At 72.1% G+C, this 23,350-nt stretch carries 24 protein-coding genes and 1 pseudogene; 16 read left to right on the top strand and 9 right to left on the bottom strand.

Annotated elements, in window-relative coordinates; translation table 11 throughout:
* Window positions 1-235 precede the first annotated feature (235 nt).
* Together ASG59_RS20995 and ASG59_RS17670 are read right to left on the bottom strand one after the other, a co-directional pair.
* Window positions 236-1,726, bottom strand: a complete 1,491-nt coding sequence (locus tag ASG59_RS20995) for a methyl-accepting chemotaxis protein (RefSeq protein ID WP_056410390.1) — start codon at window positions 1,724-1,726, stop codon at window positions 236-238.
* A 4-nt stretch (window positions 1,727-1,730) separates the two neighbouring features.
* Complete coding sequence (locus ASG59_RS17670; RefSeq protein WP_056410389.1) at window positions 1,731-2,060, bottom strand: hypothetical protein; 330 nt, start codon at window positions 2,058-2,060, stop codon at window positions 1,731-1,733.
* A 219-nt stretch (window positions 2,061-2,279) separates the two neighbouring features.
* On the opposite strand from ASG59_RS17670, the gene ASG59_RS17665 reads away from it, so the two are divergent.
* A complete protein-coding gene (locus ASG59_RS17665; RefSeq protein WP_056410387.1) occupies window positions 2,280-4,076 on the top strand; it encodes an ABC transporter ATP-binding protein in 1,797 nt (598 codons plus the stop codon).
* On the opposite strand, the gene pdxY is transcribed toward ASG59_RS17665, so the two are convergent.
* Window positions 4,063-4,911: a pyridoxal kinase PdxY gene (gene pdxY / locus ASG59_RS17660; protein ID WP_055886649.1), complete on the bottom strand. Its 849-nt coding sequence runs from the start codon at window positions 4,909-4,911 to the stop codon at window positions 4,063-4,065. The two genes, ASG59_RS17665 and pdxY, sit on opposite strands and share 14 nt — an antisense overlap.
* 175 nt (window positions 4,912-5,086) lie before the next feature.
* Between pdxY and ASG59_RS17655 the strand changes: the two genes are divergently transcribed.
* The 5 genes from ASG59_RS17655 to fabI all read left to right on the top strand — a co-directional run bounded on the left by ASG59_RS17655 (window position 5,087) and on the right by fabI (window position 8,885).
* A complete protein-coding gene (locus ASG59_RS17655) occupies window positions 5,087-5,608 on the top strand; it encodes a DedA family protein (RefSeq protein WP_056410540.1) in 522 nt (173 codons plus the stop codon).
* A gap of 106 nt (window positions 5,609-5,714) precedes the next feature.
* Window positions 5,715-6,200 (top strand): MmcB family DNA repair protein, encoded by a 486-nt coding sequence (locus tag ASG59_RS17650; protein ID WP_055886651.1) that lies wholly within the window; start codon window positions 5,715-5,717, stop codon window positions 6,198-6,200.
* A 91-nt stretch (window positions 6,201-6,291) separates the two neighbouring features.
* On the top strand, window positions 6,292-7,122 hold the full coding sequence (locus ASG59_RS17645; RefSeq protein ID WP_055886654.1) for a class II glutamine amidotransferase: 831 nt from the start codon (window positions 6,292-6,294) through the stop codon (window positions 7,120-7,122).
* 150 nt (window positions 7,123-7,272) lie between these two features.
* On the top strand, window positions 7,273-8,001 hold the full coding sequence (locus ASG59_RS17640; RefSeq protein ID WP_055886658.1) for a sigma-70 family RNA polymerase sigma factor: 729 nt from the start codon (window positions 7,273-7,275) through the stop codon (window positions 7,999-8,001).
* A gap of 74 nt (window positions 8,002-8,075) precedes the next feature.
* Entirely contained in the window at window positions 8,076-8,885 is an 810-nt protein-coding gene (gene fabI / locus ASG59_RS17635) for an enoyl-ACP reductase FabI (protein WP_056410386.1), read from the top strand.
* 63 nt (window positions 8,886-8,948) lie between these two features.
* Here fabI and ASG59_RS17630 read toward each other — a convergent pair whose 3' ends face one another.
* The 3 genes and pseudogenes from ASG59_RS17630 to ASG59_RS20755 all read right to left on the bottom strand — a co-directional run bounded on the left by ASG59_RS17630 (window position 8,949) and on the right by ASG59_RS20755 (window position 11,519).
* Complete coding sequence (locus ASG59_RS17630; protein ID WP_056410383.1) at window positions 8,949-10,013, bottom strand: HD domain-containing phosphohydrolase; 1,065 nt, start codon at window positions 10,011-10,013, stop codon at window positions 8,949-8,951.
* 129 nt (window positions 10,014-10,142) lie between these two features.
* Window positions 10,143-10,646 (bottom strand): dUTP diphosphatase, encoded by a 504-nt coding sequence (dut, locus tag ASG59_RS20760; protein ID WP_055886667.1) that lies wholly within the window; start codon window positions 10,644-10,646, stop codon window positions 10,143-10,145.
* Window positions 10,643-11,519, bottom strand: a pseudogene (locus ASG59_RS20755) (CoA ester lyase). Before ASG59_RS20755 ends, dut begins: the two are co-directional and overlap by 4 nt.
* 287 nt (window positions 11,520-11,806) lie before the next feature.
* Here ASG59_RS20755 and ASG59_RS17615 point away from each other — a divergent pair.
* The 3 genes from ASG59_RS17615 (at window position 11,807) to ASG59_RS17605 (ending at window position 13,858) form a co-directional block, all read left to right on the top strand.
* The gene (locus tag ASG59_RS17615) at window positions 11,807-12,154 is read left to right on the top strand and encodes a hypothetical protein (RefSeq protein ID WP_055886670.1); all 348 of its coding nucleotides are present in this window, start codon (window positions 11,807-11,809) and stop codon (window positions 12,152-12,154) included.
* 107 nt (window positions 12,155-12,261) lie between these two features.
* Entirely contained in the window at window positions 12,262-13,158 is an 897-nt protein-coding gene (locus ASG59_RS17610) for a PhzF family phenazine biosynthesis protein (RefSeq protein ID WP_056410381.1), read from the top strand.
* Complete coding sequence (locus ASG59_RS17605) at window positions 13,151-13,858, top strand: hypothetical protein (protein WP_056410378.1); 708 nt, start codon at window positions 13,151-13,153, stop codon at window positions 13,856-13,858. The genes ASG59_RS17610 and ASG59_RS17605 overlap by 8 nt, the downstream gene beginning before the upstream one ends.
* A 111-nt stretch (window positions 13,859-13,969) precedes the next feature.
* Here ASG59_RS17605 and ASG59_RS17600 read toward each other — a convergent pair whose 3' ends face one another.
* On the bottom strand, window positions 13,970-14,296 hold the full coding sequence (locus ASG59_RS17600) for a hypothetical protein (protein ID WP_056410536.1): 327 nt from the start codon (window positions 14,294-14,296) through the stop codon (window positions 13,970-13,972).
* Window positions 14,297-14,427: 131 nt separating this feature from the next.
* Entirely contained in the window at window positions 14,428-14,946 is a 519-nt protein-coding gene (locus ASG59_RS17595) for a DUF971 domain-containing protein (RefSeq protein ID WP_056283166.1), read from the bottom strand.
* Window positions 14,947-15,127: 181 nt separating this feature from the next.
* Between ASG59_RS17595 and moaA the strand changes: the two genes are divergently transcribed.
* Window positions 15,128-16,165 (top strand): GTP 3',8-cyclase MoaA, encoded by a 1,038-nt coding sequence (gene moaA, locus ASG59_RS17590; RefSeq protein WP_055886681.1) that lies wholly within the window; start codon window positions 15,128-15,130, stop codon window positions 16,163-16,165.
* Window positions 16,166-16,250: 85 nt separating this feature from the next.
* Window positions 16,251-17,117 carry an NAD(P)-dependent oxidoreductase gene (locus ASG59_RS17585; RefSeq protein WP_056410376.1) on the top strand — a complete coding sequence of 289 codons (867 nt, stop codon included), beginning with the start codon at window positions 16,251-16,253 and terminating at the stop codon, window positions 17,115-17,117.
* On the opposite strand, the gene miaA is transcribed toward ASG59_RS17585, so the two are convergent.
* Window positions 17,107-18,051, bottom strand: coding sequence for a tRNA (adenosine(37)-N6)-dimethylallyltransferase MiaA (miaA, locus tag ASG59_RS17580; RefSeq protein ID WP_056410374.1), 945 nt, complete (start codon window positions 18,049-18,051; stop codon window positions 17,107-17,109). The genes ASG59_RS17585 and miaA overlap by 11 nt on opposite strands.
* Before the next feature lie 3 nt (window positions 18,052-18,054).
* Here miaA and serB point away from each other — a divergent pair, with 3 nt between their 5' ends.
* From serB to ASG59_RS17555, 5 genes are all read left to right on the top strand, one after another.
* On the top strand, window positions 18,055-18,957 hold the full coding sequence (gene serB, locus ASG59_RS17575) for a phosphoserine phosphatase SerB (protein WP_056410372.1): 903 nt from the start codon (window positions 18,055-18,057) through the stop codon (window positions 18,955-18,957).
* A gap of 96 nt (window positions 18,958-19,053) precedes the next feature.
* Window positions 19,054-19,521 (top strand): (2Fe-2S)-binding protein, encoded by a 468-nt coding sequence (locus ASG59_RS17570; RefSeq protein WP_055886691.1) that lies wholly within the window; start codon window positions 19,054-19,056, stop codon window positions 19,519-19,521.
* A 10-nt stretch (window positions 19,522-19,531) separates the two neighbouring features.
* Window positions 19,532-21,733 (top strand): molybdopterin cofactor-binding domain-containing protein, encoded by a 2,202-nt coding sequence (locus ASG59_RS17565; protein ID WP_056410371.1) that lies wholly within the window; start codon window positions 19,532-19,534, stop codon window positions 21,731-21,733.
* The gene (locus tag ASG59_RS17560) at window positions 21,730-22,059 is read left to right on the top strand and encodes a cytochrome C (RefSeq protein WP_244472334.1); all 330 of its coding nucleotides are present in this window, start codon (window positions 21,730-21,732) and stop codon (window positions 22,057-22,059) included. Before ASG59_RS17565 ends, ASG59_RS17560 begins: the two co-directional genes overlap by 4 nt.
* Window positions 22,056-23,312, top strand: coding sequence for an NAD(P)/FAD-dependent oxidoreductase (locus ASG59_RS17555; RefSeq protein WP_056410368.1), 1,257 nt, complete (start codon window positions 22,056-22,058; stop codon window positions 23,310-23,312). The genes ASG59_RS17560 and ASG59_RS17555 overlap by 4 nt, the downstream gene beginning before the upstream one ends.
* Window positions 23,313-23,350: the final 38 nt, after the last annotated feature.

Genomic DNA, 23,350 nt, shown 5'->3' with positions numbered 1-23,350 from the left:
CGTCCCAGAGCGGGTATCGGGGAAAGTGGTCATCGGTTTCCCGACGAAAACCGGCTTCCCCTCGAAAACCCGCGCCGCGGCATGGCTGCCTTGGCGCCCCGACGGTATCCCACGGGAGGACGGGCCGCGGCGAGGGGCGCATCGCCGGTCGCGCGGGAGAAAGCGGGACGGCCCGTCCCGGCGGCGATCGCCGGTCGAAGGCCTCCGCCGCACCGGCGGCGGCGCGCCTTCGCTCTCAGGCGGCGTCGAGATCGCGCACGAAGCCGGCGGTGACCTCCCGCAGGATCTCGACCTGGCGGTGGACGGCATCGGCCGAGCCCTGGACGTCGCCGATGGCGGCCTCGGTGGTGCCGAGCGCCTGGGAGACCGCCGTCACCTGCGTCGTGGCGGCGCGTGCGTCGTCGAGGGCAGCCTCGATGTCGGTGCCCATCGCACGCGTCGCCGCGCGCTGCCGGTCGATCGCCTCGACCATGGCGCCGGCGGTGCGCTCGACGTCGCCGATGCGCGTGGCGAAGGCACGCATGAAGGCCACCGACTGCTCGGTGGCGCCTTGCACGTCGCGGATCTGCGCGGCGATCTCCTCGGTGGAGCGGGCGGTCTGGCCGGCGAGCTCCTTGACCTCGGCGGCGACCACGGCAAAGCCCCGCCCGGCCTCGCCGGCCCGCGCCGCCTCGATGGTGGCGTTGAGGGCGAGGAGGTTGGTCTGCTCGGCGACCGAGCGGATGGTGGTGATCACCGAGCCGATCCTCTCGACGGAGGCCATGAGCTTGGCGACGGTCTCGCCGGTCTGGCGGGCTTCCTCGCCGGCGGCGCGGGTGACGGCGTTGGTCGCCGCCAGATGCTGCGCGATCTCTTCGGCCGCCGCCGTCAGGCCGCCGCAGGTGGATGCCACGCGGCTGACGTTCTGCCCGGCGCGGCGGGACGAGTCGGTGGCGTCGTCGGTATCCGCGGCGGTGCGTCCTGCGACCTCCACCATCGCGGCGGTGCTCGCCCCCATCCGGCCGAGCGCCGCCTCGATGGCCGCGACGACGCCGGCGACCGCCCCCTGGAACGCGCGCACCCGGCCCTCCACCGCCGCGGCGCGAACCTCCTCCTTGCGCGCCAGGGCCTGCGCCTCCGCCCGGAGAGCGTCGGCCTCGTCCTTCTCGCCCCTGGTCCGAACGAGGGCATCGCCCGCGGCCAGCCCGGCCTGGACCTGGAACACCAGCCACGCCAGCACCGCGGTCTGGGCCACCAGGATCACGGCGTGCACGGCGACACGGTCGAGGCCGCCCCCGTTCGGGAAGACCAGGCTCGGCATCAGCAGCGACAGGCCGAGATGATGCACGGCCACGACGGTGGAAAAGGCCACCAGGGCTTTCCAGTCGACGAAGGCGGCGGTGATGGCGAGGCAGGCGAAGAAGTACATGTGCAGGTCGCCCTGGATGGTGGGCGCACCGCCGGCGGGCTGGAACACCGCCACCAGCACCGCCACGAGCGCGGCCAGGGCCATGCTGGCGACGATGCGGGTGCGCGGGTCGGCCGGGGTCCGGTAGGCCAGCCAGGTCGGCACCGCCGCGAGCGCCAGCGAGGCACCGGCGAGCCCCGGCGCGGCGAAGGTCTCCCGCCAGACGTTGGCGCCGACCACCAGGACCGCGTTGGCCCAGAGGAACCCGATCATCGCCAAACCGGCCGAGGACCGGATGCGATGGAGGGTATCGCCGGATGTGCTGATCGCTTCGTGCATCTCGTCAGTCTCTCGCTTTGGTTTCGTCTCGCCCCTGCGGGTCGCAACCGCCGACCCCGGACGCATCGAAGATCATCCAGGCACCGGCCCGCCTCAGCCTCGCCGCGAAATCGGGCCGGTCCGATCGGGCCACGGCGAGCCAGGACATCGCCGTTCCGCGCACGATCTGACCCTCGGCCGCTGCGATCAGGCCGATCGCCCGGTCGGGCGCGGCCCAGGGCGCCACCAGGACGAGGACCGCCGCGCCGGGGCGAGCGGGCGAGACCGCCAGGAGCGGCAGCACGAAGGCTATGGCGGCGGACAGAAGGCAGTTTTCGACGATGCGCCAACTCATGCGGACAGAATTCAACACATAGATCAAGATTGGTTTAAGCCTTTCTCCAATCGTCGCGGCCCGCGCCAGGCTTTTGGGGGGTGCAGCCTCCCGCCAGGCCACCGGCCAGAGCCCCCTCCCCCCCGCGCCATGGACACCGGCGCGCCCCGCCTCTATCGCGCTGAGCCAGATGGACCGCCCCCGCCCCGCCACGGCCGTGACCGAAAGCCCGTATCCGCGATGCGCGCGCTGATCGACCTCGTCCGCATCCTGCGGCCCCACGAGCGGCGGCGGCTCGCCCTGCTGGCGATGGGGCTGGCCTTCGCCGCCCTGTTCGAGGTGGTGGGCGTCGCCTCGGTGGTGCCGTTCCTGACGCTGGTCGGGGATCCCTCGGCGGCGGCCAAGGTGCCGTATCTGGCCGCCCTGCGCACCACGATGGGACTGACCGACGACCGCACCTTCCTGATGGCGATGGGGGCGGCGGCGCTGCTCGCCATCCTGACGACGAGCCTGATCAACGCCGGGCTCACCTTCGCGACGCTGCTGTTCACCAACCTCACCGGATACGGCCTGGCACGGCGCCTGCTCGCCCGCTACCTCGCCCGCGAGCGCCTGTTCTTCGCCCGCGCCAACAGCGCCGAACTCGCCAAGAACGTGCTCAGCGAGACCGACCGCCTCGTGGTCGGCGTGCTGACGCCGGCCACCGTCATCGCCTCGCGCAGCTTCTCGGCGCTGGCCGTGATCGGCTTCCTGATGGCCTATGCGCCGCGGCTCGCCCTCATCCTCGGCGGCGGCTTCGGCAGCCTCTACGTCGCCCTCTACCTCGTCATGCGCGCCCGCCTCGCGCGGCTGGGGGCCAAGGCCGTGGCCGACAACGAGCGGCGCTACCGGGTGGTGCAGGAAACCTTCGGGGCGCTGACCGAACTCAAGCTCTACGGCCGGGCCGAGGCCTTCGCCGCCGGCTTCGACGGTCCCGCCCGCGCCTACGCCAAGGCCACCGCCGCCAGTCTCCTCACCGGCCAGCTTCCCCGGTTCGTCATGGAATCGCTGGCCTTCGGCGGCGTCGTCGCGGTGGTGCTGTTCGCCCTGTCGCAGGGGCTCGACACCGCCGGGCTGCTGCCGCTGCTCGGGCTGTTCGCCTTCGCCGGCTACCGGATGCTGCCGGCCTTCCAGAACATCTTCCTGTCGCTGTCGCTGCTGCGGTTCTACCTGCCGGCGGTGCGGGTGGTGGTGGACGAACTCGCCGGCGAGCGCAGCGTGCCGCCGCGCACGGGTGACACCCTCCCCTTCGCCCGCGAGATCCGGCTGGCGGGCGTGTCGTTCGACTACGAGCCCGGCCGGCGGACGCTCTCGGCCCTCGACCTGACGATCCCCGCCCACACCACGGTGGGCCTCGTGGGGCGCACGGGCTCGGGCAAGTCGACGCTCGTCGGCCTCGTCCTCGGCATCCTGACGCCGACCTCGGGCACCATTGCCGTCGACGGCGTCTTCCTCGACGAGGCGACCCTGCCGGCCTGGCAGAACCGGGTCGGCTACGTGCCCCAGGACGTGTTCCTGATCGACGGCACCGTCACCGAGAACATCGCGCTCGGCGTCCCGCCCGAGGCCGTCGACCACGACGCCGTGCGCCGGGCCGCCGGCCTGGCCGGCCTCGACGCGGTGATCGCCGCCCTGCCCGGCGGCTACGGCGAGCGCGTCGGCGAGCGCGGCGCCCGGCTCAGCGGCGGCCAGCGCCAGCGCCTCGGCATCGCGCGGGCCCTCTACCACGACCCCGACGTGATCGTGTTCGACGAGGCCACCTCCGCCCTCGACGGCGAGACCGAGGCGGCGGTGATGGCCGCCCTCGATGCGCTCACCGGCCGGCGCACCCTCATCCTCATCGCCCACCGGCTGGCGAGCCTCGAGCGGGCCGACACGGTCCACGTGCTGGAAGCCGGCCGCATCGTCGCCTCGGGGCCGCCGGCCGCAGTGATCCCCTCCCTCTCGCCCGCCGTGCTGGCGCCGGCGCAGGAGGCCGGCGCCGCTACACCGGCGTGACCGGGAACGTCGTCGTCGGGGTCACGAACTCGTCCTGGGCCGCCACCGTGAGGATCTCGCGCGAGCCGGCCTCCGCCGTGCGGCGCAGGAGGCCGTAGACCGAGGCGCCCGCCATCCCCAGCGCGACCGCGGCCGAGCCGGTGCGGGCGTAATGCACCAGGAACAGCGCCGCGATGGCATCCCCGGCGCCGTTGACGCCGAGGTCGAGCCGGGGCGTGCGCAGGAGCCAGTACGCGCCGCCTTCGGCCGCCAGGAGGTCGATGGCATCGGCCGGCGTCGCATCGGTGACGAGCGAGGTCACCAGTACCACCCGCGGCCCCATCGCCTGGACCGTCGCGACGGCGCGCTTGGCCGCCGCGAGACTGGTGGAGGCCAGGCCCGAGAGGTGGTCGAGCTCGAACTGGTTGGGGGTGACGATGTCGGCGGCGGGTACCGCCTGGCCCCGCATGAAGTCGGGGATGCCGGGGCGGACGTAGACGCCCCGGTCGGTGTCGCCCATCACCGGGTCGCAGCAATAGAGCGCCTTCGGGTTGGCGGCCCGCACCGCCGCCACCGCCCGCACGATGGCGGTGCCGATGTCGGCCGACCCCATGTAGCCCGAGAGCACCCCGTCGCAGGTGCCGAGCACCCCGCGCTCGGCGATCCCCGCCACGAGGTCCTCGATGGAGGGCCCGTCGAAGACGTTGCCGCGCCAGGCGCCGTAGCCGGTGTGGTTGGAGAACTGCACCGTGTGGATCGGCCAGACCTCGACGCCCAGGCGCTGCATCGGGAATACCGCCGAGGCGTTGCCGACATGGCCGTAGGCGACGTGCGACTGGATCGAGAGGATGTTCATGGGGGCCGACCGTTTGCGAGCAGCCCGCGCTCTAGCCGGTTCGTGGCGTCCTTGCACCGCCCGCCGGGGAAACGATCTGCGGGCTTGCGGTGCGACCCCGCCCCCGTATGAAGGCGGCCGATGACCTTTTGAAAGCGGACACGATCTGCTGAAAGCCGACATGACCTTCGATTTCATCGACCTCGACGCCATCAAGACCGCGAGCCTCGCCTTCGTAGAAGCCAACAAGGAGTGGACGCCCCTGGTGGTGGGGGTGCTCGCCTTCTGCGAATCGCTGGCATTCCTGTCGCTGCTGGTGCCCTCCACCGTCCTGCTGATCGGAATCGGCGCGCTGATGGGGGCGGTGGGTATCCCGTTCTGGCCGGTGGTGCTGGCCGCCGCCCTCGGCGCGATCCTCGGCGACTGGCTCTCCTATGAGGTCGGGCGCCACTACACCGATGCCACCAAGCGGCTCTGGCCGATGAGCCGGTACCCCGACATGGTGGCGCGCGGCGAGGACTTCTGCCGGCGCTGGGGCGCCATGGGCGTGGCCGTCGGCCGGTTCTTCGGGCCGGCCCGCGCGGTGGTGCCCCTGATCGCGGGCGCCTTCGGCGTGGCCCGCATGCCGTTCCAGGTGGCCAACGTGCTCTCCGCCCTGGTCTGGGCCTTCGCGATGCTGGCGCCCGGCGCCGGGCTGTTCACGTACTTTCGCGGGTGAGGCGCGGGCTGACGGAACGACGCCGCAGGTGACAACGGCGCCGCGACCTGATTCTTGAGGGGCGCCGTCCCGTTTCGGGACGCCGTCACACGCCCCCGCGCCGCGCATGTCCGCCTCCCTCGCCCACGTCGTCCTTCCCCCCGACCGCCGGCAATCGGCCACCGCGCTGCAGGTCCAGCGCGGAGTCCGGCGGCTGTTTCGCGAGATGGGCCACGTCACCATCCCCGAGTTCACCCTCGCGGGCGGGCGCCGTGCCGACGTCATCGCCCTGTGCCCGGCCGGGCGGCTCACCATCGTCGAGATCAAGTCGAGCGTGGCGGATTTTCGCGCCGACAGGAAATGGCCGGACTACCGGGCCTATTGCGACCGCTTCCTGTTCGCGATCCCCGAGACCCTGCCCGAGTCGCTGATCCCGGCCGAGACCGGCCTCATCGTCGCCGATGCGTTCGGGGCGATGATCCTGCGCGAGGGGCCGGAGCATCCCCTGAGCGGCGCCCGGCGCAAGGCCGTGACCCTGCGCTTTGCTCACAACGCGGCGCGGCTGCTGCATGCGCTGGCCGACCCCGGAGCGATCCGCGAGGGGGCGTTGTAGGCGAAGGCGCGTTGTGGGATTCCGCAAAGGCCCTTAAGCCTGCCCGCCTGCTGCGGGTTTTCCCTTCTTCCAAAGAAATCGCCCCCACACCATGTGCGAACTGCTCGGCATGAGCGCGAACGTGCCCACCGACATCCGCTTCTCCTTCGCGGCGCTGGCCCGCCGGGGCGGCGAGACCGGGCCGCATGCGGATGGCTGGGGGATCAGCTTCTACGAGGGGCGCGGCTGCCGCGCCTTCCACGAGCCCGAGCCGAGCGCGCGCTCGGAACTCGCCAAGCTCCTGCGCAACGCTCCCATCAAGAGCCGCATCGTCATCGCCCACGTGCGCAAGGCCAACCGCGGCCGGGTCGCGCTGGAGAACACCCACCCCTTCAGCCGGGAGCTGTGGGGCCGGCGCTGGACCTTCGCCCACAACGGGCAGCTGCGCGGCGTGAAGGGCTGGCCGCTGACCTGGTTCAAGCCCGTGGGCTCCACCGACAGCGAACACGCCTTCTGCTGGATGATGGACCAGTTGCAGGCGCGCTGGCCGAAACTGCCGACCTCGGCCCAGCTCGACCGGGCGGTGGCCGACCTCTGCGCCGAACTCCACGGGCTCGGCGTGTTCAACATGCTGCTGTCCGACAGTCGCACCCTCTACGCCCATTGCGGCAAGCGCCTGTGCTACCTCACCCGCTGCGCGCCCTTCGGCACCGCCACCCTGGTGGACGAGGACTGGCGGGTCGATTTTTCCCGTGAGACGGGCCCGTCCGACGTGGTCACCGTCGTCGCCACCACGGCCCTGACCCGCGACGAGTGCTGGACGCATGTGGAGCGCGGCCATGTCCTGTCCCTGCGCGACGGGGCGGTGCGGGTGCTCAAGCCCGGGGCGCGGCGGGCGGTCGCGGTCCGGCCGGTGGCGACGGGCGCCGTGGCAGGAGCTTGAGCGTACGGGGTGCGTCACCGCCCGCGATGCGCTACAACCCTGTCCGACACGATGGGCATCCCGGCCGGTAGCGGACCGCCGCGATACCTCACCCCGCGCCGGGAAGCCGGTCGCCGGCCCCTTTCCGACCAGATCAGAACGCCACGAGCCATGACACGCGACGTGATCGAGACGACCGGCGGTGACGCCGCCGATGGACGTCCCAACCTGACGGCGACCATCCGGACGCACCTCGGCGAGCACCTGCGCACGATCTACGACCGGTTGCCCACGGACGACCAGCCGAGCCGATTCGCCGAACTCATCGAGAAGCTGGAAGCGGCCCTCAAGGCCCGCGGCGAGGCGATCGAGCCGGAGTTCCGCAACGGCCTGCTCGCGGCCGTGCCGTCCCTGCGGGCCTTCGCCCTCTCGCTCACCAGCAACCCGGCCAGGTCCGACGACCTCGTCCAGGACACGCTGCTGAAGGGCTGGCAGCACCGCGCCCGCTTCCAGCCGGGCACCAACCTGAACGCGTGGCTGTTCACGATCCTGCGCAACATCTTCTATTCGGACCATCGCAAGCGCGTGCGCGAGGTCGAGGACCAGGACGGCTCCTACGCCGCGCGCCTGGCCACCGCCCCGCACCAGGGCGACCGCCTCGACGTCGAGGACCTGCAGACGGCGCTGGCCAAGCTGCCGCCCGACCAGCGCGAGGCGCTGGTGCTGGTGGGCGCCGAGGGCGTCTCCTACGAGGAGGCCGCCGCGATCATGGGCTGCAAGGTCGGCACCGTGAAGAGCCGCGTCAGCCGCGCCCGCGGGCGCCTCGCCGAACTCCTGGGCTACGACGAGGAAGACTTGAGCTCCGACCGGCTGATCCAGTCGGCTATGCCCAAGGACTGATCGAGCCCCCGAGCTTAACGACACTTCCGGCGAATCCGGTCGTTCAGAACCGGATCGCCCACGAGAGGACACGCATGACGGGTTTGATGGCAGGCAAGCGCGGCCTGATCATGGGCGTCGCCAACGACCATTCGATCGCCTGGGGCATCGCCAGGACGCTACACGCCCACGGGGCGGCGCTGGCCTTCACCTACCAGGGCGAGGCCCTGGGCAAGCGCGTGGCGCCGCTGGCCGCCTCCGTCGGGTCGGATATCGTGCTGCCCTGCGACGTCGAGGATCTCGCCAGCGTCGACGCGGTGTTCGCCGCCCTGGGAGAGCGCTTCCCCGAGGGCATCGACTTCGTGGTCCACGCCATCGGCTTCTCCGACAAGGCCGAGCTCAAGGGCCGCTACGTCGACGCCACCACCCGCGAGAACTTTTCGCGCACGATGACGATCTCGTGCTTCTCCTTCACGGAGGTGGCCCAGCGCGCCGCACCCATGATGCGGCCGGGCGGCGCGCTCCTGACCCTGACCTTCGGCGGCGCCACCCGTGTGATGCCCAACTACAACGTGATGGGGGTGGCCAAGGCCGCCCTCGAGGCCTCGGTGCGCTACCTCGCGGCCGATCTCGGCCCCGACCGCATCCGCGTCAACGCGATCTCGGCCGGGCCGATGCGGACGCTGGCCGGTGCCGGCATCGGCGACGCCCGCGCGATGTTCGCCCACCAGAAGGCGCATGCGCCCCTGCGGCGGACCGTGAGCCTCGACGAGGTCGGCGGCTCGGCCCTCTACCTCCTCAGCGACCTCTCCGGCGGCGTCACCGGCGAGGTCCATTTCGTCGATGCCGGCTACAGCATCATCGCGATGCCGCGCCCCGAGGCTTTGGGGCAGGACGCGGGGTGAGGCGGGCTCTGTAGCGCACCGGATTTTTTTCGAAGGCCGGCAGCCGCCCTTCGGTCCGACGCGTCAGGCCGCCGACGCGGTCGCCGCCACGGTCGGGCGCTCCTGGGTGAGCAGCACGATGTCGTCCCAGCGCGAGACGAAGGCGGCGATGCAGGCCGGGTCGAAATGCGTGCCGGCGTTGTCCTCGAGGTGGCGGCGCGCCTCGTCCACGGGCCAGGCGCGCTTGTAGACCCGCTCCGAGATCAGCGCGTCGAACACGTCGGCCACCGCGATGATGCGGCCCGAGAGCGGGATCTCGTCGCCCGCCAACCCCTGCGGGTAGCCGGTGCCGTCCCAGCGCTCGTGGTGGGTGAGCGCGATCTCCGAGGCGAGTTGCAGCAGGTGGGACGGGCTGTCGTTGAGCATCTGGTAGCCGCGCAGGGCGTGCTGGTTCATCTCGTCGCGCTCGGCCGGGGTGAGCGGGCCGGCCTTCATGAGGATGTCGTCGGCGATGCTGATCTTGCCGATGTCGTGCATGGTCGAGGCGAGCGCGATGTCGTTGGCGTCCGCCTCCGACAGGCCGAGGCCCTCGGCGATGGCGATGACGCAGCCCGCCACCCGGGTCAGGTGGTCGCCGGCCTGGTCGTCGCGGTACTCCGCCGCCAGCATGAGACGGCGGATGATCTCGCGTTCGCGCTGGGCCGATTCCGCCACCGCGCGGTTCACGACGCGATGGATCGACCGGGCCTGGCGCTCCGCCTGCCGGCGCGCCAGCGACAGGGCGGCGAGGTTGCGGGTGCGGATCTGGAGGTCGAAGGCATCGTAGGGCGCCAGGACGACGTCGGTGGCGCCGGCGGCGATGCCCTCCCGCCGCGACGGGCCGCCCTCGGCCGGGACGATCAGGATGATGGGCGTCTCTTCAAGATCGGGCTCGCCGCGCAGCGCCGCCGCGAGGCCGAGCCCGTCGAGGCCGGTGCCGTGCTCGACGACGACCACGTCCACCGCCGGGTCGCGCAGGTGATCCGCCGCGGTGCCGGCTCCCTCGATGACCCGCAGGGCGGCGTCGAGGGGGCGCAGGGCCAGGACGAGATCGGTCGGCGTGGCGGAGCAGACGATGGCGATCTGCGAGGGTTCGGGATCTGCCGCCATGCCTGCCTGTCCGAAACCGTCCGCCACGGATCGCGCCGCGCCGCATGGGGCCCGAGAGGCTGCGGCACCGTGAGACCTTGGCTCACGACCAGTTAAGCGAGGCTGAAAGTCGTCGCGAGCCGGCAACGGTCAAGGGCGAATTCCGGTGGACCCGAAGCCTCCGGTCCCCCGCGTGCCCGGCGCCTCGCCGCCGGAACCGCCGTCCAGGATGGTGATCTGCGGGCGCACGACCCGCGTGAAGACGAGCTGGGCGATGCGGTCGCCCGGCGCGATCACGATGTCGGCATCCGCCGCACCGGGCGGGTTGCGGTTCCAGGCCGAGATCAGGAGCGGGCCTTCGTAGTCGGCATCGACGACGCCCACCGTGTTGCCGAGGACGAGGCCGCTCCTGTGCCCGAGGCCGGAGCGCGGGACGACGAGGGCGCACCAGTCCGGATCGCCGATCCGCACCGAGAACCCCGCCGGCACCAGCACCGGGGGCGCCTGCGGCAGCAACGTCACAGGCGCGTCGAGGCAGGCATGCAGGTCGAGGCCCGCGGCCCCGGCCGAGCCCCAGCGCGGAAAGCCCCAGTCCCGCAGCCGCGCGTCGTGAAGGCGGACCGCGATGCGCAGATCCGGCGGCGCCCCGGTCACGCCGAGAGGGCCGCGATCGCCTCGGCCATGGCCACGGTGCGGCCGGCCTCGACCGCGTGCAGGCGCTCGACCATGCGCCCCCGGAACGGGATGACGCCGCGGCCCGCGTTCTCCGGCGCGGCGAAGGCGGCGATGATGGCACGGGCCTCGGCGATCTCCTCGGCGGTCGGGCCGAAGATGGCGTTGGCGGGCTCGATCTGGCTCGGGTGGATCAGCATCTTGCCGTCGAAGCCGCAATCGCGGCCCTGTTCGCACTCGGCGCGGAACCCCTCGGCATCGGTGAAGGAATTGTAGATGCCGTCGACGATGTCGATCTCGTAGGCGCGGGCGGCCACCAGGGCGGTCATCAGCCAGGGCAGCAGCGCCGCCCGGCCGGGCACGCCCAGGCGCAGGCGGCTGGACTTGGCCAGATCGTTGGGACCCACCATCAGGCAGGCGAGGCGCGAATCGACGTCGCGCGCGGCGCTGGCGATCGATCCGATCTCGAGGATCGCCATCGGGCTCTCGATCATCGCCCACAGCCGGGTCCTGTCGGGGGCGCCGAGCCGCCGCAGGCGCGAGCCGACGCTCACCAGCACGTCGGGGCCGGAGACCTTGGGCACGACGATGGCATCGGGGCCGGCCGGGGCGATGGCGGCGAGATCGGCCTCGCCGGCGGGAGTGTCGGGGGCGTTGATGCGCACCACCACCTCGCGGCGCCCGAAGCCGCGCGCGGCGACGGCCGCGGCCACGGCGGCACGCGCCTGCGTCCTCACCTCGGGGGCGGAGGTCGATCATCACGACATCGGTGGGAAGGGTCCGGGCCTTCTCCAGGGCGCGGGCGTTGGAGCCCGGCATGGAAAGCACGCTGCGACGCGGGCGGATCTCGGACAAGTGGCTGACAGACGTGGGGCTGACCGACATGGGACTGACCGACCTGGGACTGACCTGCGCGTGAGGGCCGTCCATCGGCACCGGTGCCTCGACATCGCCCGGCTGTCACGGGACGAAGCGCCGAGGTCCGCGGGAGCCCTGGGGCCGAAGACGGAATCGCCACGACGGCGATACCGGTCCGGGCAGCGGGTTTCAACCCGCGCGCCGGCGCTTGCCCGGGCAGGAGCGCACGTCCATGGACCGGACCGGAGCGTTCACGAGACGCCCGTCGAGGGGCCGGAGCCGGCATGACCTTTCCCATCGCGATCCACCACGGCGCCAGCGTCATCACCATCGACGACGACTGGAGCGGCCATGTCCTCATCGAACAGATCTACGTCGGCCTGCGCCGCGCCAGGACTTTCCGCGACACCGGTCGCATTCCCCCGGCGTCGCCGGCGCCCGGCAGCGAGGCCGAGAACGCCCTGATCGAGAGCGCGCTGCTCCACGGGTTTCGCAGGGTCGAGGGCACCGCCACGTACGAGGCGACGGCGAGCCAGATCGCCGCGCTGATGACGGCCGCACGCGAGCAGGGCCGGGCCGAGGCGTCGCGGGACGCGGGCCGCGACACGGCCGAGAACGGCCCGCCCGCCTGAGACGACCGGCCTGCGGTGGCGATCGGAGGCCTCGCCCGGGGCATGCGCCGGGGGCGAGGGCAGGCTATCCTGCGGCCCGATCCGCCACCTCGCCGCAAGGACAGCCCATGGCACGCCGCTTCGTTACCCTCGACGTCTTCACCGAGGCGCCGTTTTCCGGCAATCCGCTGGCTGTCGTCCTCGAGGCCGAGGGGCTCGACGGGGCGGCGATGCAGAGGATCGCGCGCGAGTTCAACCTCTCCGAGACGGTGTTCGTGCTGCCCCCCGACGAGCCCCGGCGCAAGGCGCGGCTGCGCATCTTCACGCCGGCGCGGGAACTGCCGTTCGCGGGCCATCCCACCATTGGCACGGCCGTGTTGCTGGCGCTGCAGGACGGGCGGGCGGGGCTCGCGGACGCCAGCGCCTTCGGCCTGGAGGAGGAGATCGGCGTGATCTCCTGCGTGGTCGAGACCCGCGCGAACGGCGGGCGCGCCCGTTTCACCCTGCCGGTGATGCCCGAATACCGCGGCGAGGCGCCGGCCCGCGGGGCCCTGGCCGCGGCCCTCGGCCTATCGGCCTCCGACGTCGGCTTCGGTCTCCACGTCCCGAGCCGGCACGGCATCGGCCACGGCTTCACCTTCGTGCCGGTGGCCACTGGCGCCGCCCTCGACGCCGCGACGGTCGATCCGGCGGGCCTCGCGGCCCTGGAGACGGGCGATAGCCTCTACCTCTACGCGGTCGATCCGGAGGGGATCGGCCACCGCTACCTCGCGCGGATGTTCGCGCCCCACCTCGGGGTGCCGGAGGATCCGGCCACCGGCTCGGCGGCGGCGGCCTTCGCCGGGGTGATGATGCAGTTCGAGCCCCTCGGCGACGGCACCCACGACGTGGCGATCACGCAAGGGGTGGCGATGGGTCGGCCGAGCGCGATCGGGGTCCAGCTCACGATCGCGTCGGGCGCCCTGCGCACGGTGGAGATCTCCGGCTCGGCGGTGGTCGTCACCGAAGGCACCCTGCATGCCTGAGGCGTTCACCCGGCACGCCGTGAGCCGCATCGCCGCGCGCCGCGTCGCCCACGACTGGCCGTGGGCGCGCGAGGCGGCGGATTTCGTCACCCGGAACTGGGCGCGCCGGATGGCCGAGCGGCCGGGCATCTTCGACGGCCGGGTCTTCCTCGCCTGCGGCTGGGAAGTGACGGAGGGGGCCTGCCGGCTCGATCTGTTCGAGACGCGCTACGCCTGCTTCCTCGGGCACCGCGACGCCGGCTCGCCCGATGGCGGCGTGAAGAACGTCTTCGCCGCGGTCGTGCCGCGTTCGGCGGACGGCGCCGTGATCCTCGGCATCATGGGCGGCCACACCGCCAATGCCGGCCAGGCGTACTTCCCCTGCGGCACCCCCGACCTCGACGATCTGAGAGCGGACGGTCGCGTCGATCTCGCGGGCAGCGCCGCGCGGGAGTTCACCGAGGAGACCGGGATGGCGGTGCCAGACGGCGCGCCCGAGCGCTGGACCCTCTGGCAGGGCGACGGCCAGCTCGCGTTCCTGCGTGAGATCGACTTCCCCGAGGACGCCGATACGCTGGTGGCCAGGATGGACCGCCACCGCCGGGCGGAAGCCGCACCGGAACTCGCCGGCTTCACGATCGCGCGCAGGACCGGCGACATCGATCCCGCGCGGATGCCGGGCTTCGTGCGAGCCGCGCTCGGCCACGCCTTCGGTGGGTGATACGGTTTCCGCTTGGATCGAGCGGGAACCGTATCACCGAGCCCGCGCGGCACCTGAGCGAAGCCCATGTCCGCATCACGAAGTGATCACCCGGAAATGGTACGATGCCCCTTACGGGTAGCCGTAGCGGGCCTTGGCCGCCGCGAGCAGGCCGGAGGCGTCGCGGTCGCGGCCGGCGGCGCAGGCCTGGGCCGCCACGCTCAGGTCGGCCTGGAAGCGGTCGCCCACCGGCTTGTTGAGGTTGCCGGTCGCCACATCGCTCTCCACCACCGCCTGCGTCCTGGCGATGGCCGGGCCGCACCCTGACCCCTGCGGCAGCACGACGGCGGTCGGAGCCGCCGCCACTGCGGCCGGCGGCGGGGCGCTCGCCGTCGATTGGCACCCCGCGAGGGCACCGGCTGACAGGACAAGGGCCAGCAGACGGCTTGATGGCTGGATCGTCACGGCTATGTCCTCATCCGACGGCGACAGAATTGGCGGGGTTCTGCCGCCAGGCTCGGGCCGGGTCAATCTCGGGAGCGGGGACTCGTGGGATCGGAACACGCCGGGGCGTTCGCCGGGCTTGCGGTTCAATGACAGCCGCAACCGCTGCCGCAGCTTCCGCCGCCCGCGGGCTCGTCGGTGGCCGGCTTGGCCGCGGCCGGCTTGGCAGCTGTCGGCTTGGCCACCGACCGTCTGGCCGGCTCGCGGGTGAGGCCGCGCTCCTCCAGTTCGGCGAGGTAGATCGGCCAGCGCTTCCGGTACTCGCGGCCGAGGTCGTACAGGTAGCTCCAGCCGAACAGGCCGGTGTCGTGCATGTCGTCGAAGGTGAGCTTCACGGCATAGTTGCCGATCGGCTCCACCGCCAGGATCGCCACGTCGACCTTGCCGCCGATCACCTTGCGCTCGGCCGGCGAATGCCCCTGCACTTCCGCCGATGGGCTGGATACCCGCAGGTATTCCGCCGGCAGCGCGAAGCGGCCGCCGTCCTCGAAGGCCACGGTGAGCGTGCGCTTGTCGCCCGACAGGCGGATCTCGGTGGGCCAGCGTTCGGTGCCGCCGGACACCTGCTGCTCGACGATCGGCCGGGTCGTCGCTTGATCGGTCATGGTCATCCCCAGAAGGCCTGCCCAGAAAGGCCTGCCCAGCAGGCCTGCGGCCGCGACAACCCCGGCGCGCCGAGGCGCGCGCTTGCTCATGGGCCCGCGACGCATCATATGGCGTGGCATGCCAGGTTCGTCACGCGGCAATACCGATACCCTGTCCCCAGGTTCCAGTCGCGAGTCCAGCATGGACGCTCCCCACGCCGTCTCCCGTCCGTCCGCACCGGTGGCGATGCCGCTGATCGACCCGTTCCAGCGGGCGATCACGTACCTGCGCATCTCGGTGACCGACCGCTGCGACCTGCGCTGCGTCTATTGCATGTCCGACGACATGCAGTTCCTCCCCAAGGGCGACCTGCTCTCCCTCGAAGAGCTCGACCGGCTCTGCGCGGTCTTCATCGGGCGCGGCGTGCGCAAGTTGCGCATCACCGGCGGCGAGCCGCTGGTGCGCCGCGACATCATGCACCTGTTCGGCCGCCTCTCGCGCCACCTCGACAGCGGCGCTCTCGACGAACTCACGCTGACCACCAACGGCACCCAGCTCGGGCGCTTCGCCGGCGACCTGGCGGCGATGGGCGTCAAGCGCGTCAACGTCTCGCTCGACACCCTCGACGCGGCCAAGTTCAAGGCGATCACCCGCCGCGGCGACCTCAAGGTGGTGCTCGACGGGATCGAGACGGCGCGCCGCGCCGGCCTCAAGGTCAAGATCAACGCGGTGGCGCTCAAGGGCGTCAACGAGGACGAACTCGCCGACATGATCGCCTGGGCGCACGGCGACGGCATGGACATGACCCTGATCGAGGTGATGCCGCTGGGCGAGATCGAGGGCGACCGCACCGACCAGTTCCTGCCGCTCTCGGTGGCGAGGGCGCGGCTCGAGAGCCGCTTCACCATGGTGCCGCTGCCCGACCGCACCGGCGGCCCGGCCCGCTACGTCCGCATCGCGGAGACCGGCGGCCGCCTCGGCTTTATCACGCCGCTGACCCACAATTTCTGCGAGAGCTGCAACCGCGTGCGGCTCACCTGCACCGGCAAGCTCTACATGTGCCTGGGGCAGGAGGACGCGGCCGACCTGCGCGCGGCCCTGCGCGCCTCGCCCGACGACGCGCTGGTCACCCAGGCGGTGATCGACGCCATCGCCCGCAAGCCCAAGGGCCACGACTTCGTCATCGAACGGGCCCGGCCCGCGGCGGTGCCCCGCCACATGAGCGTGACCGGCGGCTGAGCACGGATTTTTTCAGGTCGACCGTATGACAGACCGTGGAATGAGGCTTAGACCGCTGCGGTAGTTTTACCGTTCGGAGCAGGTCATGGCCAAGGTCGCGTTCTTAGGTCTCGGTGTCATGGGCGGCCCGATGGCCGGGCATCTCGTCAAGCACGGCCACGACGTCACCGTCTACAACCGCACCGCCGCCAAGGCGGAGGCCTGGGTCGCGCAGCACGGCGGCCGCTCCGCGCCGACCCCCTACGAGGCGGCGCAGGGCCGGGAGATCGTGTTCGCCTGCGTCGGCAACGACCTCGACCTGCGCGGCGTGACGATGGGCGAGGACGGCGCCTTCTCGGGCATGGACAAGGGCGCGACCTTCGTCGACCACACCACCGCCTCGGCCGAGATCGCCCGGGCGCTGGCGGCGGTGGCGGAAAAGTCCGGCCTCGGCTTCGTCGACGCACCCGTCTCCGGCGGTCAGGCCGGCGCGGAGAACGGCACCCTCACCGTGATGTGCGGCGGCGAGGAGGCCGTCTACGCGGCCGTCGAACCGGCAATCCTGTCCTACGCCAAGGCCTCGCGGCTGATGGGGCCGGCCGGCTCGGGCCAGCTCACCAAGATGGTCAACCAGATCGCGATCGCCGGCGTCGTGCAGGGGCTCGCCGAGGCGATCCATTTCGCGCAATCCGCCGAGCTCGACGTGGAAGCGGTCCTCGACGTGATCTCCAAGGGTGCCGCCGGCTCCTGGCAGATGGAGAACCGCGGCAAGACCATGAACGCGGCCAAGTTCGACTTCGGCTTCGCCGTCGACTGGATGCGCAAGGATCTCGGCATCGTGCTGGCGGAGGCCCGCCACAACGGCGCGCAGCTACCCGTGGCCGCCCTCGTCGACCAGTTCTACGCCGACGTGCAGGCCATGGGAGGCCACCGCTGGGACACCTCGAGCCTCCTCGCCCGCCTCAAGCGCTGAGGCGGGCCAGCGCCAGGGCGAGGGCCGCCTCGGGGTCCGTCCACAGCCACTCCGATCCCATCTGGTGGCGGAACCAGGTGAACTGGCGCTTGGCGTAGCGGCGGGTGTCGGCCTGCCCCCGGCGGATCGCCTCGTCCCGCCCGATCTCGCCGTCGAGATGAGCGATCAGCCCCGGCACGCCGTGCGCCCGCATGATCGGCAGGAGCGGGTCGAGGCGGCGCTCGCGCAAGGTCGCGACCTCGTCGAGGGCGCCGTCCGCGATCATCGCCATGAAGCGGTCGTCGATGCGCCGGCGCAGGGTCTCGCGCTCCGGCGACAGGAACAGCTTGAGGAGGGGCCGGCCGGCCAGCGGCCCGGGCCTGCGCTCGCCGTGGAAGGCGGCGATCGGCCGGCCGGTGGCGGCATGGATCTCCAGGGCGCGCATGATCCGGGCGCGGTCGCTCGGGCGAAGCGCCGCGGCCCCGGCCGGATCGACGCCGGCGAGATCGGCATGGAGCGCCTCGGTCGGGCATCCCTCGGCCCGCGCGCGGATGGCGGCACGCACCGGGTCCGGCACCGCCGGGAGATCGGACAGGCCCTCCTCCAGGGCCCGGAAGTACAGGCCGGTGCCGCCCACGAAGACCGGCAGGGTCCCCACTGCCTCCAACTCCGTCAGGAGACACGCGGCATCGCGGGCGAAGTGCCCGGCGGAATAATTCACGGCGCCGTCGACGTGCCCATAGAGGCGGTGGGGCACGCCCTCCTCCTCGGCCGGGCTCGGGCGCGCCGAGAGCCGGCGCAGGTCGGCGTAGACCTGCATCGAATCGGTGTTGACCACGACCCCGCCGAGCCGGCGGGCCAGGTCGAGGGCCAGCCCCGACTTGCCCGAGGCGGTGGGCCCTGCAATGAGGATCGCGGCCGGTCCGTTCCGGGTCGGCAAGGTGGGGACGCTCACGACATGACCCTCGTCGCCACCCTGATAGCAAACGAATCCCGGCCCGCCATCACCGATGCGGTCCTGGCCGAGGCGCGGGCGGTGATGGCCACCGAGCACCAGCCGCGCATCCTCAACGGCGAGATCGCCGCCGAACTGCTGATCCCGGGCGAGGCGGCGGCGGCCCCTGCCCTGGCGCGGCGCCTGCGCGCCGCCTTCGCGGCCGAGCCGTTCGACGTGGCGGTGCTGCCCGTGGGGCGCCATCGGCGCAAGCGCCTGTTCCTCGCCGACATGGATTCCACCATGATCGAGCAGGAGTGCATCGACGAACTCGCCGAGACGATCGGCCTGCGCGAGCGCGTCTCGGCCATCACCGAGCGGGCGATGCGGGGCGAGATCGCCTTCGAGCCGGCGCTGCGCGAGCGCGTGGCACTGCTCGCCGACCTGCCGCTCGCCGCCATCGAAGGGCTGATCCGCGACCGGATCACCCTGACGCCGGGCGCACTCACCCTCGTTCGAACCCTGAAGGCGCATGGCGTCCACACCTGCCTCGTCTCGGGCGGCTTCACCCTGTTCGCCGGACCGATCGCGGCGGCGATCGGCTTCGACGAGGCCCATGCCACGACGCTGGGGGTGCGCGACGGACGCCTCACCGGCACCGTGGAGGAACCCATCGTCGGCCGGGAGACCAAGCGGGCCACGCTGATCGCCCTGCGCTCGCGGTTCGGCCTCGACCCGGCCGAGACCCTGGCGGTGGGCGACGGCGCCAACGACCTCGACATGCTCGCCGAGGCCGGGCTCGGTGTCGCCTTCCGGGCCAAGCCCAAGGTGGCGGCCGCCGCCCGCGTCCAGGTCGACCACGGCGACCTCACGGCGCTGCTCTACCTGCAGGGGTTCGCGGCGAGCGAGTTCGTGACGGCGGCCTGAGCGGCTGCGTCGCCAGGCGGCGTTGCAAAACGTTCGCGTTGTCCATCTACTGGTGTGATCGAAGAGCCTGTCTGGGGCCGAGCGCGGAGACGAAGCATGATCCGGCTGAACCTGAACGGTGTCGTCCGCGAGGTCGATGCCGAACCCGAAACGCCGCTCCTCTGGGTCATCCGGGAGCAGGCCGGCCTCACCGGCACGAAGTACGGCTGCGGCATCGCCCAATGCGGGGCCTGCACGGTCCACATCGACGGGGCGGCGGTGCGCTCTTGCTCGATGCCGGTGTCGAGCGTGACGGCGGACCAGAAGATCGTGACGATCGAGGGCCTGTCGGCGGACCGCTCGCACCCGGTGCAGAAGGCTTGGGGCGAGCTCGACGTGCCGCAATGCGGCTTCTGTCAGCCCGGGATGATCATGGCCTCGGCCGCGCTGCTGGCGCAGAACCCGCGCCCGAGCGAGGCCGAGATCCGCTCCGAGATCACCAACATCTGCCGCTGCGGCACCTACACGCGGGTGCTGGCCGGCATCAAGCTCGCCGCCGAGCGCGGCGAAGCCGGCCGCGGCTGAGGGGGCAACCATGACCGATCATCGCCCGACCCCCGCCGCCGCCCTGTCGCGCCGCGGTTTCGTCGCCTCCGTGGCGGCCCTCGCCGGGGGCTTCAGCCTCGGCTTCCACGTTCCCTTCGCCGGCGAGGCGATGGCGCAGGACGCGGCCACCATCACGCCCGAGGTCAACGCCTGGGTGGTGATCCGCCCCGACGAGACCGTGGTGATCCGCATCGCCCGCTCCGAGATGGGCCAGGGCACGCTCACCGGCCTCGCCCAGCTGGTGGCCGAGGAGCTCGGCTGCGACTGGTCGCGCGTGGTGACCGAGTATCCGACGCCGGGCCAGAACCTGGCGCGGGGCCGGGTTTGGGGCGATTTCGGCACCGGCGGCAGCCGCGGCATCCGCGACTCGCACGACCTCGTCCGCAAGGGCGGGGCCGCCGCCCGCATCATGCTGGTGGAGGCGGCCGCCAAGGGCTGGGGCGTGGCGCCGGGCGAGTGCCGCGCCGACAGGGGCGTGATCGCCCATGCCGCCTCGGGCCGGACCACCACCTACGGCGCGGTCGCCGTCGAGGCGGCCAAGATCGCGCCGCCCAAGGACGTGGTGCTCAAGGACCCCAAGGACTGGACCATCGCCGGCAAGCCGGTGAAGCGCCTCGACACGGCGGAAAAGCTCGACGGCAGCCAGGTCTACGGCATCGACCTGACCCTGCCCGGCATGCTCAACGCGGCGATCCGCGACTGCCCGGTCACCGGCGGCACGGTGAAAAGCTTCGACGCCAAGGCGGTCACCGGCATGGCGGGCGTGAAGCGCGTGGTGCAGGTCGGCGACACGGGGGTCGCCGTGATCGCCGACACCTTCTGGCGGGCCAAGACCGCGCTGGATGCGCTGCCGATCGTCTGGGACGAGGGGCCGAACGCCACCGTGTCGAGCGCCACCATCGCGGCGATGCTGCGCGAGGGCCTCGACGCCACCGAGGCCCATGTCGGCAACAAGGGCGGCGACGTGGAGGCCGCCCTCAAGGGTGCCGCCAAGGTGGTGGAGGCCACCTACGGCGTGCCGTTCCAGAACCACGCCACCATGGAGCCGATGAACGCCACGGTGCGCTGGACGCCCGAGCGCTGCGAGGCCTGGGCGCCGACCCAGAGCGGCGAGGCGGCCCTGGCCGCGGTGGCCGAGGCGTCCGGGCTCTCGGCCAAGCAATGCGACGTCCACAAGATCCACCTCGGCGGCGGCTTCGGGCGCCGCGGCGCCACCCACGACTGGCTGCGCCAGGCCGTGCTGATCGCCCGCGAGATGCCGGGCACCCCGGTCAAGCTGATCTGGACCCGCGAAGAGGACATGGCGCACGGGCGCTACCACCCGATCACCCAGTGCCGGATGCGCGCCGCCCTCGACGGGCAGGGCAACCTCACCGGCCTGCACATGCGCATCTCCGGCCAGTCGATCCTCGCATCGGTGGCGCCCAACCGGATGGTGGACGGCAAGGACCCGGTGGTGTTCCAGGGGCTCAACCCGGGCGGCGCGGAGGCGGCGATCGGCTACACGATCCCCAACATCCTGGTCGATCACGCCATGCGCAACCCGCACATCCTGCCGGGGTTCTGGCGCGGCGTGAACATGAACCCCAACGCCATCTACCTCGAATGCTTCATGGACGAGCTCGCCCACGCGGCGGGGCAGGACCCGCTGGCCTTCCGGTTGAAGCTGATGGGCAACCACCCCAAGCACCGCGCCGTGCTGCAGGCGGTGGCCGACAAGGCCGGCTGGGGTGAGAAGCCCGCGCCGGGGGTGTTCCGCGGCCTCGCTCAGATGATGGGCTTCGGCAGCTACGTGGCGGCGGTGGCCGAGATCTCCGTGACCGACGACGGCAAGGTCAAGGTCCACCGCATCGTGGCCTCCACCGATCCGGGCCATGCCTTGAACCCGCAGCAGATCGACGCGCAGATTGGCGGATCGTTCGTCTACGGACTCTCGGCGGCGCTCTACCAGGAGTGCACCGTCAAGGACGGCCGTATCGAGCAGACCAACTTCGACAGCTACCCGGTGATGCGCCTCGACGAGATGCCGGTGGTGGAGACCATCGTCATGCCCTCGGGTGGGTTCTGGGGCGGCGTCGGCGAGCCGACCATCGCCGTGGCGGCGCCTGCCGTGCTCAACGCGGTCTTCGCCGCCACCGGCAAGCGCGTGCGCCAGATGCCGCTCAAGAACACGGACCTGCGCCGGGCGTGAGGGGGATCGGGGCCGCGTTCCTGCTGCTCGCCGCCGTGCCGGCCGCCGCGCGAGACCTTTCGCCGAAGGCCGCGCAAGACATGCCGGCGGCGGCCGCACAGGACATGCGGCCGCCGCCGGGCGCCTCCTCCTGCGCCGGCTGTCACGCGGCCGGCGCGGCCATGGGGGCCATCGCCGGACGGCCGGAGGCGGAGATCGCCACCGCCCTGGCCGAGTACCGCTCGGGCGCCAGGCCGGCGAGCGTGATGGGACGCATCGCCAAGGGGTTCTCGGAGGCGGAGAGCCGGGCCATCGCGGCGTATGTTTCGCGCAGGCCGCCGGAATGACCGCCCCGACCCGTCGTGACCTCATCTGCGCCGCCGGGGCCGTCCTGGCGTTCCCGAAGCCCAGCCTCGCCCAGGGCAAGCCCAAGGTCGTCGTCGTCGGCGGCGGGTTCGGCGGCGCCAGTGCGGCCCGCGCGCTTCTGGCCGGCGGCCTCGACGTCACCCTGGTCGAGGCGAACGCCACCTACACCGCCTGCCCGTTCAGCAACGAGGTCATCGCCGGGCTGCAGCCGATGGAGGCCCAGCGCTTCGGCTACGACGGCGTGTCCGGATCGGGGGTCCGGGTGGTCCATGCGGTGGCCGCGGCGATCGATGCCGACCGGCGCCGGGTCACCCTCGCGGACGGCGCGACGCTGCCCTACGACCGCCTCGTCCTGTCGCCCGGCATCGACCTGCGCTTCGACGTGATTCCCGGCTACGACGAGGCGGCGGCCGAGGTGATGCCCCATGCCTGGAAGGCGGGGGTGCAGACCGAGCTCCTGAGGCGTCGGATCGAGGCGATGCCGGAGGGCGGCACCGTCGTCCTGTCGGTGCCGGGCAACCCCTACCGCTGCCCGCCGGGGCCCTACGAGCGCGCGAGCCTGATCGCGCATGTGCTCAAGACCCGCAAGCCGAGCGCGAAACTGATCGTCCTCGACGCGAAGGACGTCTTTTCCAAGCAGCGCCTGTTCGAGGCGGCCTGGGCCTCCCTCTACCCCTCCATCCTCGAATACGTGCCCCTGGCGGGCGGCGGGCAGGTGACCGGGGTCGACCCGGCCACCATGACCGTGCGCACCGATTTCTCCGAGTACAAGGCGGACGTGGCCTGCATCATCCCGCCCCAGCGGGCCGGGCGCATTGCGGTCACCGCCGGGGTCGCCGACCGTTCTGGCTGGTGCCCGATCGACCCGGTGACGTTCGAATCCAGGCTGGTGCCGGGCATCCACGTGATCGGCGACGCGGCCATCGCCGGCGCCATGCCGAAATCCGCCTTCTCGGCCGACGCGCAGGCCCAGGTCTGTGCGCTCGCCGTGATCGACCTCCTGGCCGGGCGCGCGCCCGAGGAGCCCAAGCTCATCAACACCTGCTACAGCCTCGTGGCACCCGGCTACGGCATCTCCATCGCAGGGGTCTACCGCCCGTCCGGCGGCGTCCTGGCCGACGTCGAGGGCGCGGGCGGGATCAGCCCCCTCGACGCCCCGGCGTCCCTGCGCGAGCAGGAGGCGGCGTATGCCGCCGACTGGTACCGGACTATCACCCGGCGGGTGTTCGGGTGAGGCGGACCGGGCCGCATGAGACCGCCGGAAAGGCCACG

The sequence above is a fragment of the Methylobacterium sp. Leaf466 genome (assembly GCF_001425565.1).
Taxonomy (GTDB): Bacteria; Pseudomonadota; Alphaproteobacteria; order Rhizobiales; family Beijerinckiaceae; genus Methylobacterium.
The sequence above is the reverse complement of the archived record's forward strand: the minus strand, read 5'-3'. Positions and strand labels throughout refer to the sequence as shown.